The organism is Grimontia sedimenti (assembly GCF_011045095.1).
GTDB classification, from domain to species: domain Bacteria; phylum Pseudomonadota; class Gammaproteobacteria; order Enterobacterales; family Vibrionaceae; genus Enterovibrio; species Enterovibrio sedimenti.
Genome location: NZ_JAALDL010000003.1, coordinates 16,973 through 32,039, shown reverse-complemented (window position 1 = coordinate 32,039; position 15,067 = coordinate 16,973). Strand labels below are relative to the sequence as shown.

Genomic DNA, 15,067 nt, shown 5'->3' with positions numbered 1-15,067 from the left:
CATGGACAAACCTTCGTTTGCGTCACGGCTTCTAGATGAGTGGCGATTAACTTCGTCAGATAAGTGGCTAACCGCCCTGCTGGGCTGGTTACCCCTGGCGTTGTTTCTGTTGGTGTGGGCTATTTTCTCATCAGGCACAGGGCGCGATTTGCCAATCGGCGTCGTTGATCTTGACCATAGTGCCATGTCGCGGAGCCTCACACGTTACTACGACGCCAGTCCTACATTGGAAACTCGTAGTTTCACCAGCGTTCAAGAAGCGACCGCTTCACTGAATAATGCTGGGACCTACGCTACCGTCATCATTCCCTCAGACTTTGAGAAAGCCACTGTTCGCGGCGAAAGCCCAGAAGTGACTGCCTTCTACAACAGCCAGTATATTCTGATTGGTAAACTGGTGAATGCAGCGATTACCCAAAGCCAAAGTACCTTTGCGGCCATGGTCGAAACCAAAGGGAAAATGCTGCATGGCACGACGGTTTCCACTCAAGCAGCAGGACAGTCTGTGCCTGTCCGTTTTCAACTAGTGCCGCTGTTTAATAACGGCACTAACTACGCGCAGTTCCTTGTCTCCGCGATTATTCCCGCACTTTGGCAAATTGTGATTGTCGCGAGCGGCATGCTTTCCATGGCACTGACCGACAAACGCGTAGGGCTGGAAAATCACTTCAAGCAAGGTTTGTTATCAGCGCTAGTTGCCAAAGTAACAGGCTTGCTTATTCCGCTTTGGCTGATGGGCGTTGTGTTCGCCATCACCATGCACTTTGGGTTGGGCTGGCCAATGAACGGAAGCTGGACGTTACTTTTCGCCTCACAAGGCTTGATGGTGTCAGCAGGTCTCGCGGTAGGTTCCTTGCTGTATTTAAGCACACGCGATGCAACCCGTGCGATGAGTTTGGTCGCAGGTTTTACTGCGCCGGCCTTTGCGTTTATGGGAGTGAGCTTTCCAGCCAGTGACATGCCGTTTCTGGCGCAGTGTTGGCGCGCAATGTTACCAGTGAGTCATTACATCACGGTTCAAATTGGCCAGTTCAACTATGGCGCGACACTGATACAAATGCAGCCCATGCTTCTCGCTTTAGCGTCTTTCAGCCTGATTTGGCTACTTGTCGCCGCAAAACTCAAACGGCTCTGCCGCTCAGCGACGCTAATTCAGGAGGCTGGCATATGAATTGGACTGCGTTGTTTAAGCAAGAACTGAAGGCACTGTTTACCAATCCAGCAGTGGTTTTCACCGTGTTTGGCGGCATCATTATCTATTCACTGCTTTACCCATTGCCGTATCAAAACCAACTCCCACGCGAACTTCGTGTTGCGGTTGTCGATCACGATAACAGTCAGGAAAGCCGCACGTTCGTTAGAAAGTTGGATGCCACCCCACAGCTTTCTGTCGCGATGAGATTGGGCACAGAGACGGAAACCAGCGCTCAAATTGCCGGTGGTGATATCGAAGGTGTCGTTGTGGTTCCACAGCACTTCTACCGCGACCTGTTGATGGGTAAAAGCCCAGTGATTTCAGTAGGAGGAGACGCTTCATTTTTCCTGACCTACGGCACCATCGCAGAAGGTGTCGTCAATGCAGGTAACACACTTGGCGCGTCAGTAAAAACGACGCGCGCCATGATGCAAGATACGCCAATGGAAGCAGCAACCAAGCAGATAACACCGTTCTCACTAAATTTGGTGCCGGTTTATAACCCAACAACGGGTTACGGAAATTATGTGGTTCCCGGTGTGTTTATCCTGATCTTGCAGCAAACTCTGCTGATCTCTTCCGGCATGCTGACCAGCGTAAACCCACATAACGGGGCGAAAAATCTGATCGCGCGAACCTGCATTCTTACTGCGATTTACAGTGTAATGGCAATGTACTATCTGGGTGCCAGCCTTGAGATTAACGGGGTTAATCGTTTGGCAGAGCCTGTAAATCTCATCATCATTATGATGCCTTTTTTGCTGGCAACGATTGGCCTAGGTACGGTGATGGGAAAATGTCTTTCAAGGCCGGAAATCATTACCTTAACGGTGTTGTTAAGTTCGATGCCTCTGCTGTTTACATCAGGATTTGTCTGGCCAAGCAGTGAACTGCCAGTGTGGTTAAATGCTTTGGCGCAATTGGCACCCTCCACACCTGCCATTCAGGCGACTATCCAGCTCAATCAAATGGGCGCGACGATTCAAAGCCAGCTAGGCCACCTTTCCCAACTATGGTTACTGACTGTGGTTTTCGGCGCTATCGCCCTGTTGGCAAAAACCAGACGTACAACAAACTAGCCCCAACAAAAAAGACCCCCGCTAAAAGCGGGGGTCTTTTTCAATTAGCACTTATCACTTAAATTAGCGACTCAATCGCTTCGACAACCGCGTCTACTTTAGCGCCATTCGCAGCTTCAGAGTGCGGAGCAGCAAAGCGATGCGAATCATTGTCATAGTACTTACCGGAAGCGTCAGCGAATTCGTCGCTCAGCGAGGCTCGAGCGAGAATATCAGCACCGATACCAATATCACCGCCTGCCACGCCAAAGCCTTCTGTTACCATTTTACTGCCGAGCATTGAACCTGGGTTAACGGCCACCAGCATTGGACCATCGGCACCCAAATCACTCGCCAGTTTTTGCGTCCACATGGTGATAGCCAACTTGCTTTGCGCGTAAGCCGAAAACTCATCACCCACTCTCACTCCACCTTTCATTGCAGAGATGTTGACGGGTGCTTGCGCGGCAGAAGACAGGTTAACAACACGCCCTTCTCGTCCAAGCAACGTCAGCAAGTGCTTGGTGAGCAGGTAAGGCGCGATTGTGTTAACAACAAACCGCACGTCGAATCCATCTTCGGTGATTGGCGAGGAAGTTCGGAAAATACCCGCGTTGTTAATCAGCACATCCAACGATGTATGGTTTGCCACGACTTCATCTGCAAACTTTTCTACATCCTTCAGGTTCGACAAATCTGCCAGATAAGTTTCCACATTACCGACACCTGCGATCCCCTGAACTTGGGCTTTTGCATTTTCCAGCTTGGCGGCGCTACGCCCATGTAGCAAGATATTGTGACCTTGAGAAGCCAGTAGTTTAGCGGTTTCCAGCCCGATACCGTCTGTTGCACCTGTAATTAGAATCGTTTTTGTCATTGTTTGCCCTGTTCCTTGTTTATCGCTCCACCCTTCACTATGGCAGCAACAGCTTTCAACCATCTGAGCTTAATAGCTTTACCATGACACGGGATGTCATCTTGTCTCTGCTTTAGCGATTGCTACTACATTGGTTATGCTGTAATCATATTCAATATGCTTTTATTAGTAATCACAGAATATAAAGAATCACTTTTTAATTTTTATTGATAATGATGAATATCGAACACCTCAAACTCTTTGTCCGGTTAGCCTCGACAAACAACATCAGTGCCGCGGGCGCCGAGCTTGGCCTTTCACCTGCGGTGTCCAGTGCGCACATTAACAAGCTCGAAGAGTCCATGGGCGTGCGATTAGTGCATCGCACCACACGAAAAGTCTCGCTGACCGAAGAAGGCATTGCCTTTTTGCCTCATGCAGAAGATGTGTTGGCGAGTGTCGAGGCGGCGTGCGCCTCGGTCGGCGCGGGAACAACCTCACCTCGGGGTACACTTCGAATAACCGCCCCTGCCTCTTTTGGACGAATGCACCTTATTCCCGGGCTAAAAGGTTTTTTGGAGGAATACCCCGATCTTTCACTCGACCTACGCTTGTCTGATTCCATTGTCGATCTGGTTGAAGGCGGCTTTGATATCGCCATTCGAAATGCCGAGCTCAAGGATTCCAGTCTCATCGCGCGTAAGCTTGCACCGGATAACCGAATGCTGTGTGCCTCACCGTCTTATATTGCTGAAAACGGCAGGCCAGAAACCCTAAAGGAGCTCAGCTCTCACTCTTTTGTTCAACTCCCTTCTTTGGAACAACTGGTATTTCGAACACCCAGCGGGCTTGAAAGCATCAAAGTGAAGAGTTTGTTGAGAACCGACAACGGTGAAGCTGTTAGGGACGCCTGTATTGAAGGAATTGGCATTTCTGTTTGTTCAAATTGGGCAGTACACGAGCAATTGGAACGTGGTGAACTCGTGAGAATTCTAGAGAACTACCCGCTTGAATCAGACACTGCAATTTGGGCTGTCTACCCAAGTTCAAGGCAACTGGCCCCCAAGGTGCGTGCATTTATTGATTACTTTGCCCAACGCTTTGAAAACATGCGTTGTTGGGGAGAAAGCAGCTAACTCACCATACGACGGAATACTGATTTCTCATATTGAGAAATCAGTATTCCGTCCCTTTTCTTATGACTGTCAATCTGAGAAAAAAGCCTATTCCAGACTGATTCTCACAATAATAAATCACTAAATATCAGTAAATTAAAAATGGCACGCTCTTTGAAACAGGGTCATTAACATTTTCAAATCCTGGAGCAACTTATGTCTCGACGTGCCATACCTCTCGCGCTAGCGTTGATGTCGCCCGTTGCCTACGCAACGCCGTTTGATACGTGTCCCAGCAAAGCTTACCTGTTCCAATCAAGCCCCGTGCAAGTTTACGGCGTCAACCTCGTCACTGGTGAAACAAGCTTGCTGCAGTCTGACACTGGTCTGAACGCCAACATTAACGGTGTCGGTTTCGACTTCGAAGACAGATACATATACGGCTACGACACCAACAACAAACAAATCGTCAGACTGGGACAAGACTTTCAGGCTGAGATATTGGATGTGACTGGTTTACCCACCGATCACACCTTCTACGTGGGTGACGTGTATGACCATACCTATTATCTATACCGCCAAGGCAAAGGGCTGTTCAAAATCGATTTGAGCCCATTGGACAGTGACCCGAATGCTACTTTGGAGATGGAGAGAATCACAACAACTGCTTCGGTCAGATTGACCGACTTCGCTTTCCACCCAGGCAACGGCGGTCTTTACGGCATCGACAACCAAAGCGGCAACGTCTATTTGTTTGATACCACAGATGGCAGCACCACCCTGGTTGGTAATGCAGGTATAACCGGGACATTCGGTGCGGGATATTTCGATGTTAACGGCTATTTCTACGTTTCACGTAACAGTGACGGGGACATCTTCCGTATTGACCTCTCTGACTATGGCGCTGATGGCGATATCACGGCGGTTAAATTTGCGGACGGCCCAGCTTCTGGCCAAAACGACGGTGCACGTTGTGCGAACGCTCCTGTGATTGATGAAGATTCCACCATTGACTTCGGTGATGCGCCAGATAGCTACCTGACTTTGCTTGCCTCTAACGGTCCACGTCATCAGGTAGACACTGCCTATTACCTTGGTTCGGTCGCACCAGATAGCGAAGGAGACGGTCTTCTCTCACCACTTGATGATAACAAAGCAGGTACCGCTGACGAAGACGGTGTCGGTTTCGTTACGGCATTGGAAGCTGGCGAGAGCGCCATTATATCGGTGCAGGCTTCAACGCAAGGCTACTTATCAGCATGGATTGACTGGAATGCTGACGGTGATTTTGAAGACAGTGGTGAGAAAATCATCAGCGACAGTTTACTGTCAGCAGGTGCAAACACCCTTTCAATATCTGTTCCTGTTGATGCGGCAATCGGATCCACCTACAGCCGCTTCCGTTTCGCAGAACAGTCCGGCTTGGATTACTTTGGCGGTGCGACCACGGGCGAGGTGGAAGACCACCCAGTCACAGTGATGAAAACCGGTACCACGTTGGTGCATTACCCTAGTCAGCAAGGCTATGCCACGATTGCCTACGAGGATAACTGGCCAAAAGAAGGCGATTACGACATGAATGATGTGGTGGTCCGTTTCCGAATCACAGAAACACTTGATGAAGACAACCAGGCAACACGCATTTTGATCACCGGCTACCTCGCTGCCTATGGCGCGGGCTATCACAACGGTTTTGCGATTCGTCTTCCTGGCCTCAATCAGGCCGACATTAACAGCGCTGCCACAACGCTCAAGCACAATGGCGTCGCGCAGGAAAACAATGGATTGGAGACTGATTCGACAGAAGCGATCTTCATCATTGATGAGGATTTGAAAACCAAGATCCCGACGGGTGAATGTAATTTCTACCGCACCGCCCAGTACTGTCAGGAAGCCCTGTCATTTGAGTTCGAGATTGATATCTATACCAACGAGGGCGTCAACACCTACGGTTTAGTGGATATGCCTTACGACCCATTTATCTTCTCGACCCCAGGCAGTTATGTGCGTGATGGTATCTGGTACAACCCAGGACGAGGCCTGGAAATCCACCTGCCTGACCAAGCACCAACAGAGCAGTTCGATACCTTCCTCTATGGATGGCAGGACGACGACAGTGTTCCGGCAGAAAACCGCTACTACAAAACCAGCACTAACCTCCCTTGGGTTCTGCTCATCACTGATGAATGGAAATGGCCACAAGAACATATCGACTTGATTCAGGCTTACCCATTGTTCGCAGGCTACACAGAAAGCAGCGGTCTATCGAATACCACCTGGCATGCGGAAGAAAATGCAGCCGAAAACAAAATCTACGAGCCAGAGGAGTAACTGACATGAAATATTCACTTATCACACTAGCTCTGGCAGGTTTACTCACCGCATGTGGTGGGGGTGGAGGCGGTGATACTGCCCCATCAGGCAGCGGTAGTACTTCTTCGACGGACTCCAGTACAACTGGTTCAGATACAACAAGTTCTGGCACATCTAACACAACGCCTCTAGGCATGATGACAGATACTTCTGGTGCAGATGTGACCATCCCTCCGACGGTGCTGAGTTCTGCCACAAATATGTCTGAGATGGTCGTACCCGCGGATTTCAGTTATGACTCTGTCGATTCACAAAGCGTAGATATTGATATCAGCAGCTACACCACCAGCAAAGGATATATCTCCATTTACGGTGGCTTCACCCAGAATGATGATGGTTCTTACAGTGCAGATTACAACAGCCGAATCACCTCGGCCGATGTAGAAAACGGATTGGCTTCCCTCACCTACCCCTTGGCCGATTCCCAATACTACATGCTGGCCGAGGTCTTCTTCTATGATGGCACCACTCCTATCCAAACACGGATCAATAACGAGCAGTCCAGTTGGGTTTGGTAACCTTCGAGCTAAGTAAAAAACAGGCGGGTATTACCCGCCTGTTTTTATTGCTGCTGTGGTTTCACGAACCACTAATTTAGCCTCAAGTTCCAGTGTGTCACTCACGGGCTCACCCGCGAGTTTTGCCAGCAAATAGTCTGCGGCTTTCTCACCCATTTCCCGCGAAGGTACTTGCATGGTCGTGAGAGCGGGTTGGATATGAGACGCCATGGCCACATCATCAAAACCAACAATCGAGATATCTTCCGGAATCCGCAGGCCAAGCGACTGCGCTTCCAGCAATGCGCCCATGGCAATTATGTCGTTACCGCAAACAATGGCTGTTGGTCTTGGTGTTAATTCCATCAGCTTTCTCAGTGCTTGACGGCTTTCCGCTAAATCATAACGACATTCAATGATCCTGTCCGAGGTCAGGGCTATTCCCGCTTTTCTCAGCGTCTCTATACATCCAGCGATACGATCTTTAGGTCTGTCATTCAGCTTGGTAATACCCGGAATGGCTGCGAAATCCTTATGCCCCAGATCAATAAGAAACTGCGTCGCCCTGGCTGATGCCCGATAGTTATCAAACCCTATACAAGGATGAGGTAACTCAGGCTTGAAAGACCATGTATACAGGTATGGGAGCTGTTTTTTATGAAGAATATCGAAAAGCTGAGGCTGGTGTTCAGCACCCACCAGCATCAGACCTTCTACGCCACGGGTGATCAAACGCTCTGCCTGAGCCAGCTCTTCTTCTGTCGAATAATCGGAGCTCGCAATAAACAGGGTATAACCTTTTTCCTGCAACCTACGTTGAAAAGCCTGAATACCTTCCGCAAAGATCGCGTTGTCTAAGGTGGGGACGATAACACCGATGGTTCGTGAACGTTGAGAGGCCAGCGCTTGAGCAGCACCATGGGGAATATAGCCAAGTGATTCAATCGCCGACCGAATCAAGGCGCCCCGCTTCTCACTCACAGACGTAGGGTTTGCCAAATAGCGGGATACAGTCGCCGTCGACACCCCTGCTGCAATCGCAACATCTTCCGCCGTTGGCGCATCTGACGGTCGTTTTTGTAAGCGCTTACGCGCTGATTGAGTCTCTTTTGTCATAGAAAGTTATATCGTTGACTCACTTTTGGGATTTATAAACCGCAACTTACCTAATTATAGCGTTACACAAAAATTTTACCGCCAAAAACTTGACAGTCGTTCAACCCCTCTTCTATCTTCACAATGTAAGCGCTTACATTTAACAATCATTTTACAAGATTGGTGAGTGCTATAACTACAAAATGGCGACTGCAAGCCAACACGACTGATAACAGCGAGGCAATGCAACATGACGTTAAGGAAACGCTACATACTACCCGCGGTGCTTTTTTCACTCTATTTCCTCAATGTGATTGCCACCAAATTTCAGATCGCTTCTGGGTCCACATCCATAGTTCGCGTCGGTGATGTCGGGGAGTTCCTTTTACTTCTCCTTGCTTCGCTGACTTTCGTCTCGCTATGTTGTCAGCCGAAAAGGAAGCTGATGGCCGTGCGACAGAATTACGATAAAAAGCAGAAAGGAAGTAGATATATGTCTGTTCACCATAAGGATGACTCCCCACAAAGTGCAGAGCGTCGCCGTTTCCTGGAAATTGCAAAAAAAGCAGGTTTTACGGCAGCTGTCGTCGCAGGTGCCTCGGGGGCCTTGTTGACCTCAACCACCGCACACGCTGCGGCTAATGAAGAAAAAGAACGACAGAAGCGAGCTAAATACACCATGACCATTGCTACGGCATACATCATCGGTGCATCCCGCAGCTACCCTATCATGCAGCTGGATTTCAAAGAAAACATCCAGAACATGACCAACGGTGAAGTTTACGTAAAACTGGCACCGGGTGGTCAACTGGGTGCTGGTGGCGCATTAGCGCAAAAAGTACAGGCAGGCACCATTCAGGCCGCTCAACACTCTCTCTCTAACTTTGCGCCTTTTGCTCCTGCTGTTGACCTCATCAACATTCCTTACTGGTGTGGTGAGAACCAGAAATTCGTCAACTTGGTTACATCTGACGCATGGAAGAACGAAATCCACCCGAAAGTAGAGGCGAAAGGCTTCAAACCGCTTTGGTATGTGGTGATCGACCCACGCGTTGTCGCTATTCGAAATGGTCTTGAAGGTCCAATCAAAACCCCAGATCAAATGGAAGGCATCAAATTCCGTGTACCGGGTTCGAAAATCCTTCAGCAATTCTACCGTCTGTTGGGCGCAAACCCGACACCAGTTGCCTGGGGTGAAACACCGTCAGCAATCAAACAAGGCGTGGCAGATGCCCTTGACCCTTCGGTAGAAGCGCTGAATGTCTTCGGCTTCAAGGATGTGCTTTCCTGGGTCACCTTCAACCGCTCAGTACCAGACTCACAAGTCTTCTCTTGTAACTTAGAGTGGTTTAACAGCCTCCCGGGCCACATTCAGGAAGGTATTGAGTTCGCCAGTGAAGTGACCTCGTTGCAAAACTTGGCGAAAGTTCCTGCTGCACGTGCCTATGCCATGGCTGAACTGAGCCGTGCTGGGGTTCAATTCTATGCACCGAACGCTGACGAGATGAAGCTGTGGGCTGACAAAGCAGGCCATCAGCTACCCGCTTGGGATTCGTTCAAAAACGAACTTGCTGGGTCTAAAGCTGCATTCGATAAACTGCTTGCAGCGGCGAACGAAAACAAAGGTCCATTCGTTCACGACGTTTAATAGCTGAGTAAACCGCCATTTGGGTGGACGTTTCTCCTAGCGCACCCAAATGGCTCCCACTCTCTCTGAAACGGACGTTGGACGAACGCAATGAATTTCTTAAAACAAATCGACGAAAATGGTGAGCGCTGGTTGCTGTTGTTCTTCTACACCACCATCGTCATTACCATCGCCATGGAAGTACTAAGACGCTTTGTCTTCAGCTACTCCTCCATCTGGGGCGAAGAAGTTGCAAGGTATGCCTTTATCTATCTGGCTTGGGTCGGTGCGTCTGCGGCCGTAAAAGAACGCGCACACATACGTATTGATGTCTTGCTGCATTACCTGCCAAACCGGGGCAAGGCAGCCATTTATCTGCTTGGGGATGTCGCCACACTGGTTGTCGCATTATTCGCGCTCTATTGGTCAATCCACCCTATTGAAATATCGCTGAAATTTGGGTCTGTGACCCATGGTCTGGGGATCAGTCAGGCATGGTTTCTTGCCGCTGTTCCGCTGGGATTCTCCATGATGATATTCCGACTGATGCAGTCTATGCGCCGGGATATCCGCAGCCTCACACAGAATACGCCTGTGTTCGAAGGCAACAAGCTGTTTGATTAGGAGGTCTCATGCTGAATTATTACTCGCAACAGGTCTCCGTCGATCTTGGCTGGGAATTCTATGGCCCTGTTATTGCCATGCTGGTACTCATCGCACTTGCGGTGCCGGTATGGGTATCACTGGGTTTGGGCTCAATTGCCCTCTTATTTATCACCGAAGTGCTACCTCTGTCCTTGTTTGGTGAATCTCTGTTCGACGGTATTGATGCCTTCGCGCTGATTGCCGTCCCACTTTTTATCCTGACAGGTGATGTTCTGGTGAGAACCGGTCTCTCGAACAAGCTCCTTGACGTGGCAGAAGCCAGTGTCGGTGGCGCGAGAGCAGGTTTTGGTAGTGCAACTGTTTTAGGCTGTGGTTTCTTCGCCTGTATCTCAGGTTCGGATGCGGCAGGTGCAGCTGCAGTAGGCCGAATGACCATTGACCGTCTGGTGGCGCAGGGTTATCCAAAGCCTTATGCCTGTGCGCTGGTCGCAGCAGGTGCCTGTACCGGCATCCTGATCCCGCCGTCGATCGCTTACATCATTATCGGTCTGGTGTTGGGTATTTCCGCGTCGACGCTGTTCCTAGCAGCCGCTGTACCGGGCGTGATGGTCATGTTCGCCATCATGATGACTAACGTGGTAATGAACCGTATCTACGGTTATGAGAACGCCAGACAAGGCTTCTCGATCAAGCGCTGGTTTTCAGTAGTGGTAGATGCCCGCTATGCCCTGTTGGTACCTGTCATCATTCTTGGTGGTATTTACTCAGGCGTATTTACTCCGACAGAAGCGGCCGCAGTGGCTGTGGTTATCACTATTATTATCGGCCTTTTCCAGGGCACGCTGAAAATCAGCGATTTCCCGAAAATGTTGGAAAGCTCCGCAAAAGTAAACGGCGTCATTCTGCCCATTATTGCGCTGAGCCTACCGTTGGCACAGACACTGGCTGCGCTCGATGTACCACAGGCTTTCGTGGAAACCATGACATCGTTTACCGATAGTCGCACAGCACTGATTCTGATCATGATTGGTATTTTGATCATCTCAGGCTGCTTTATGGAAACCACGCCAAACATTCTGATTTTGTCGCCAATCCTGCTGCCACTGGCACGCGAGATCGGCATGGAAGATGTGCAGTTCTGCATCATGATGGTTACCGCACTGGGTGTCGGCTTCATCACACCGCCACTTGGGCTGAACCTCTTTGTTGTATCCGGATTAACGGGGACCTCGGTTCTGAAGATTGCCGCGCGATCGGGGCCCTACGTCATATCCATGTTAACGGTGGTATTGCTCCTGGCATTTATCCCCGAATTGTCGCTCTGGGCACTCGACTAACCCAACGTATCTAACCCTTCCCTGGCTTGTCGCCGACAAGCCAGACAGGGAAGTTGCGCCCAAAATTTAACGAGGAAATTATCGACATGGCTGTTAAATATCTGAAAAAAGCAGAAAAAACTGCTGCAACAGGTGAAGACGATGTTCGCGCAATCGTGGCGGACATGCTCAAGGATATCGAGCAGGGTGGAGAAGAAACCTGCATCGAGTACACACGTAAATTCGACAACTGGCATGGCGACATTGTCGTCTCTCAGGAAGACATCGACGCGGCAGCAGCGAAAGTACCAGAGCAATTGAAGAAGGATATTCAATTTGCCTATGAGCGCGTTCGCGACTTCGCCCAGGCACAGCTAGACAGCCTGAGTGAATTTGAAACTGAACTTTCGCCGGGCTTGTTTGCAGGTCAGCGTTTGATCCCAATGCAAGCAGCAGGTTGTTATGTGCCGGGCGGCCGTTACTCACATATCGCATCAGCGATTATGTCGGTGACCACTGCAAAAGTAGCCGGTGTTGACCATGTTATCGCGTGTTCACCTCCAGGCCGTGAAGGCGGTATCCACCCTGCCATTCTTTACACCCTAAGCCTGTGTGGTGCTGACACCATCCTGAACTTAGGTGGCGTACAAGGCATCGCTGCCATGGCATTCGGTCAGTTCACTGGCCACCCAGCCGACATTCTTGTTGGTCCGGGTAACCAGTTCGTTGCTGAAGCTAAACGCCAGCTCTATGGCCGTGTGGGTATCGACATGTTTGCAGGCCCTTCTGAAGTGATGGTGATTGCAGACGCAAATGCCGATCCAGAACTGGTCGCGGTCGATTTAGTGGGTCAAGCAGAGCACGGTCCCAACACCCCAGCTTGGCTGCTGACGGATTCAGAAGAGTTGGCTGAGAAAGTCATGAAACGTCTGCCTGAATTGATTGCTGATCTGCCAGAGCTCAACAGCAAATCAGCGGAAGCTGCCTGGCGCGATTACGGCGAAGTCATTCTTGTCGACACCAAAGAAGAAGCCGTGAAAGTCAGCGACGAATACGCCTCTGAGCACCTGGAAGTACACGCTGAAGATTTGGATTGGTGGCTGCAAAACCTGCGCAACTACGGCTCTCTCTTCCTTGGCGAAGAAACCAATGTGGCCTTTGGCGATAAAACCTCTGGGCCAAACCACATCCTCCCCACCAAAGGCGCTGCCAAGTACACCGGTGGCCTGAGTGCGGGCAAGTTCATCAAGGTGGTGACCTATCAACGCTCCACCAAGGAAGCGAGCAAAGATGTGGCGCAAGTGACTGCCCGTATTTCCCGCCTTGAAGGCATGGAAGCACACGCAAAAACGGGCGATGCACGCCTCGCGAAATACTTCCCTGACGAGCAGTTCAACCTGCAGCCAGAGTAAGTAAAACGAAGAGGGACTGAGATGACGGGCAGCATGATAAATCAACTATTCAACCTTGAAGGTCAAGTCGCATTGGTGACGGGAGCGGGTTCCGGTATCGGACAACGCATGGCTTATGCCCTCGCCAAAGCGGGCGCAAAAGTGGTGCTTTCCGGACGCCACGCAGAAACGCTTGCGCAAACGGCAGTCGCCATTGCCGGTGAAGGCGGAGACGCCGCCATCGAAACCGTTGACCTTAACAAGCGTGAAACGCTGCCCCGATTCATTGAAAAAGTGTCATCGCACTTTGGCGCACCAGACATTCTGGTGAATGCCGCTGGCGTCAACCTACGCCAACCAGCCGATGACATCACGCTGGAAAGTTGGGACATGACATTGAACCTCAACCTGTCTGTTCCCTTCTTTCTCGCCAAAGCCTGCTTGCCAGGCATGCGGGAAAAAGGCCACGGAAAAATCATCAATATCGGCTCGCTGCAAAGCTATCGCGCCTTTGCCAATTCGATTCCTTATGGCGCATCAAAAGGTGGCGTCGCGCAGCTGACAAGAGCAATGGCAGAAGCCTGGTCGAAGGAAGGCATTACCACCAATGCCATTGCACCTGGGTTCTTCCAAACACCACTGACCGAGAAAGTGTTCAGTGACGATTCACTCTCCAAGCACCACGCATCAATGACGGCGGTTGGACGCAATGGAGAGCTGAGCGACTTTGATGGACTGACGGTGTTTTTGGCTTCCAAAGCCTCGGATTACATCTCAGGTCAGATGATTTCTCTTGATGGCGGCTATACCGCGAAATAGGCAAGCAGTAAGGATTAATTGAAATGGATATGAAAGCGCTGGTTTACACAGGTCCAAATCAAATGACCTACCGCAACGAGGAAGTACCAACACCACGGGAAGACGAAGTGTTGGTCGAAATCCGGGCAGTTGGGATTTGCGGATCTGATTTACACGCTTACCTCGGTCACGACGAGCGACGCCCTGCCCCATTAATTCTCGGGCACGAAGGCGCGGGTATCGTCCACGGTGGCGAATGGGACCAAAAAGCCGTCGTCATCAACCCTCTGGTCAGCTGTGGTGAATGCGAATACTGCCTGAATGGCTTCGCGAACCAATGCCAATCTCGCCAGATTATTTCAATGCCGCCAAGGGAGGGTGCATTCGCAGAGTTTGTCGCTATTCCCAAACGCAACTTAGTGCCGGTACCGGAAGGTATGTCACTCAGTACAGCATCACTGGCTGAGCCGATTGCCACAGGCTGGCACGCCGTCACCAAAGGCGCAGAGCTTAGCAAACGCCCTTTGGTGGAAAACAAAGCATTGGTTTATGGCGGTGGTGCAGTGGGTCTAGCAGCCGCGCTTTCTCTTGCTGCACAAGGCTGCAAGCAAATCTATCTGGCTGAAACCAATGCCCTGCGCCGTGAAACCGTGGAAAAGGCCAATGTCGCCACTGTTTTCGATCCACTGGCCGAGCAGGTCGTCGGTGAGAACACCATGGATCTCGTCGTGGATTGCGTGGGCAACAAACACACACGAATGGGCGCATCAGCGGCGGTCAAACCCGGTGGCGTGATCATTCATGTGGGACTGCAAGACAGCTTGGAAGGGCTGGATGTTCGTAAGTTCACCCTTCAGGAAGTCACCTTCGCAGGCAGTTACACCTACACCATGCAGGACTTCAAAGCGACGCTAGAAGCCATGCATAACGGTGCGCTTGGCGCACTGGACTGGATTCAGGAGCGCCCGCTTAGTGATGGAGCGAACGCTTTTGACGATTTACTTAACGGACGCATCGCCGCTGCCAAAGTGGTGTTGCTCCCCGAAGGGTAAACAAACACCGAGGCAAGGTTGGTGAAGCAGATTGCCCAAGCTGTATGCCAGCCACGCCAAGGATATATGGAAGTAAGTTTTAAACCTT

13 protein-coding genes are annotated in these 15,067 nt (G+C 50.5%); 11 read left to right on the top strand and 2 right to left on the bottom strand.

Annotated elements, in window-relative coordinates; all coding sequences use genetic code 11:
* Nucleotide 1: 1 nt before the first annotated feature.
* Both G5S52_RS05475 and G5S52_RS05470 read left to right on the top strand, forming a co-directional pair.
* A complete protein-coding gene (locus tag G5S52_RS05475) occupies nt 2-1,171 on the top strand; it encodes an ABC transporter permease (RefSeq protein WP_165012144.1) in 1,170 nt (389 codons plus the stop codon).
* The gene (locus tag G5S52_RS05470; RefSeq protein ID WP_165012143.1) at nt 1,168-2,274 is read left to right on the top strand and encodes an ABC transporter permease; all 1,107 of its coding nucleotides are present in this window, start codon (nt 1,168-1,170) and stop codon (nt 2,272-2,274) included. Before G5S52_RS05475 ends, G5S52_RS05470 begins: the two co-directional genes overlap by 4 nt.
* A gap of 58 nt (nt 2,275-2,332) precedes the next feature.
* On the opposite strand, the gene G5S52_RS05465 is transcribed toward G5S52_RS05470, so the two are convergent.
* Nucleotides 2,333-3,130, bottom strand: coding sequence for an SDR family NAD(P)-dependent oxidoreductase (locus G5S52_RS05465; RefSeq protein WP_165012142.1), 798 nt, complete (start codon nt 3,128-3,130; stop codon nt 2,333-2,335).
* A 215-nt stretch (nt 3,131-3,345) separates the two neighbouring features.
* On the opposite strand from G5S52_RS05465, the gene G5S52_RS05460 reads away from it, so the two are divergent.
* The 3 genes from G5S52_RS05460 (at nt 3,346) to G5S52_RS05450 (ending at nt 7,115) form a co-directional block, all read left to right on the top strand.
* Nucleotides 3,346-4,245: a LysR family transcriptional regulator gene (locus G5S52_RS05460; protein ID WP_165012141.1), complete on the top strand. Its 900-nt coding sequence runs from the start codon at nt 3,346-3,348 to the stop codon at nt 4,243-4,245.
* Between the two features lie 195 nt (nt 4,246-4,440).
* Entirely contained in the window at nt 4,441-6,555 is a 2,115-nt protein-coding gene (locus tag G5S52_RS05455) for an LruC domain-containing protein (RefSeq protein ID WP_165012140.1), read from the top strand.
* A 5-nt stretch (nt 6,556-6,560) separates the two neighbouring features.
* Nucleotides 6,561-7,115, top strand: a complete 555-nt coding sequence (locus G5S52_RS05450) for a hypothetical protein (protein ID WP_046304674.1) — start codon at nt 6,561-6,563, stop codon at nt 7,113-7,115.
* Nucleotides 7,116-7,145: 30 nt separating this feature from the next.
* Here the strand turns inward: G5S52_RS05450 and G5S52_RS05445 are convergent, their stop codons facing one another.
* Complete coding sequence (locus G5S52_RS05445) at nt 7,146-8,210, bottom strand: LacI family DNA-binding transcriptional regulator (protein WP_165012139.1); 1,065 nt, start codon at nt 8,208-8,210, stop codon at nt 7,146-7,148.
* A 472-nt stretch (nt 8,211-8,682) separates the two neighbouring features.
* On the opposite strand from G5S52_RS05445, the gene G5S52_RS05440 reads away from it, so the two are divergent.
* From G5S52_RS05440 to G5S52_RS05415, 6 genes are all read left to right on the top strand, one after another.
* Nucleotides 8,683-9,837, top strand: coding sequence for a TRAP transporter substrate-binding protein (locus tag G5S52_RS05440; protein WP_165012138.1), 1,155 nt, complete (start codon nt 8,683-8,685; stop codon nt 9,835-9,837).
* A gap of 90 nt (nt 9,838-9,927) precedes the next feature.
* Nucleotides 9,928-10,440: a TRAP transporter small permease gene (locus tag G5S52_RS05435; RefSeq protein ID WP_046304668.1), complete on the top strand. Its 513-nt coding sequence runs from the start codon at nt 9,928-9,930 to the stop codon at nt 10,438-10,440.
* Between the two features lie 8 nt (nt 10,441-10,448).
* On the top strand, nt 10,449-11,759 hold the full coding sequence (locus G5S52_RS05430; protein WP_002541233.1) for a TRAP transporter large permease: 1,311 nt from the start codon (nt 10,449-10,451) through the stop codon (nt 11,757-11,759).
* Between the two features lie 86 nt (nt 11,760-11,845).
* Complete coding sequence (hisD, locus tag G5S52_RS05425) at nt 11,846-13,150, top strand: histidinol dehydrogenase (protein WP_165012137.1); 1,305 nt, start codon at nt 11,846-11,848, stop codon at nt 13,148-13,150.
* Between the two features lie 21 nt (nt 13,151-13,171).
* Nucleotides 13,172-13,948 carry an SDR family NAD(P)-dependent oxidoreductase gene (locus G5S52_RS05420; RefSeq protein ID WP_046304665.1) on the top strand — a complete coding sequence of 259 codons (777 nt, stop codon included), beginning with the start codon at nt 13,172-13,174 and terminating at the stop codon, nt 13,946-13,948.
* A gap of 23 nt (nt 13,949-13,971) precedes the next feature.
* The gene (locus G5S52_RS05415) at nt 13,972-14,979 is read left to right on the top strand and encodes an alcohol dehydrogenase catalytic domain-containing protein (protein WP_165012136.1); all 1,008 of its coding nucleotides are present in this window, start codon (nt 13,972-13,974) and stop codon (nt 14,977-14,979) included.
* Nucleotides 14,980-15,067: the final 88 nt, after the last annotated feature.

Bases quoted from the DNA above. Each gene is read 5' to 3' on its own strand.
- G5S52_RS05475 (WP_165012144.1), top strand. From the start codon at position 2: ATGGACAAACCTTCGTTTGCGTCACGGCTTCTAGATGAGTGGCGATTA.
- G5S52_RS05470 (WP_165012143.1), top strand. From the start codon at position 1,168: ATGAATTGGACTGCGTTGTTTAAGCAAGAACTGAAGGCACTGTTTACC.
- G5S52_RS05465 (WP_165012142.1), bottom strand. From the start codon at position 3,130: ATGACAAAAACGATTCTAATTACAGGTGCAACAGACGGTATCGGGCTG.
- G5S52_RS05460 (WP_165012141.1), top strand. From the start codon at position 3,346: ATGAATATCGAACACCTCAAACTCTTTGTCCGGTTAGCCTCGACAAAC.
- G5S52_RS05455 (WP_165012140.1), top strand. From the start codon at position 4,441: ATGTCTCGACGTGCCATACCTCTCGCGCTAGCGTTGATGTCGCCCGTT.
- G5S52_RS05450 (WP_046304674.1), top strand. From the start codon at position 6,561: ATGAAATATTCACTTATCACACTAGCTCTGGCAGGTTTACTCACCGCA.
- G5S52_RS05445 (WP_165012139.1), bottom strand. From the start codon at position 8,210: ATGACAAAAGAGACTCAATCAGCGCGTAAGCGCTTACAAAAACGACCG.
- G5S52_RS05440 (WP_165012138.1), top strand. From the start codon at position 8,683: ATGTCTGTTCACCATAAGGATGACTCCCCACAAAGTGCAGAGCGTCGC.
- G5S52_RS05435 (WP_046304668.1), top strand. From the start codon at position 9,928: ATGAATTTCTTAAAACAAATCGACGAAAATGGTGAGCGCTGGTTGCTG.
- G5S52_RS05430 (WP_002541233.1), top strand. From the start codon at position 10,449: ATGCTGAATTATTACTCGCAACAGGTCTCCGTCGATCTTGGCTGGGAA.
- hisD (WP_165012137.1), top strand. From the start codon at position 11,846: ATGGCTGTTAAATATCTGAAAAAAGCAGAAAAAACTGCTGCAACAGGT.
- G5S52_RS05420 (WP_046304665.1), top strand. From the start codon at position 13,172: ATGACGGGCAGCATGATAAATCAACTATTCAACCTTGAAGGTCAAGTC.
- G5S52_RS05415 (WP_165012136.1), top strand. From the start codon at position 13,972: ATGGATATGAAAGCGCTGGTTTACACAGGTCCAAATCAAATGACCTAC.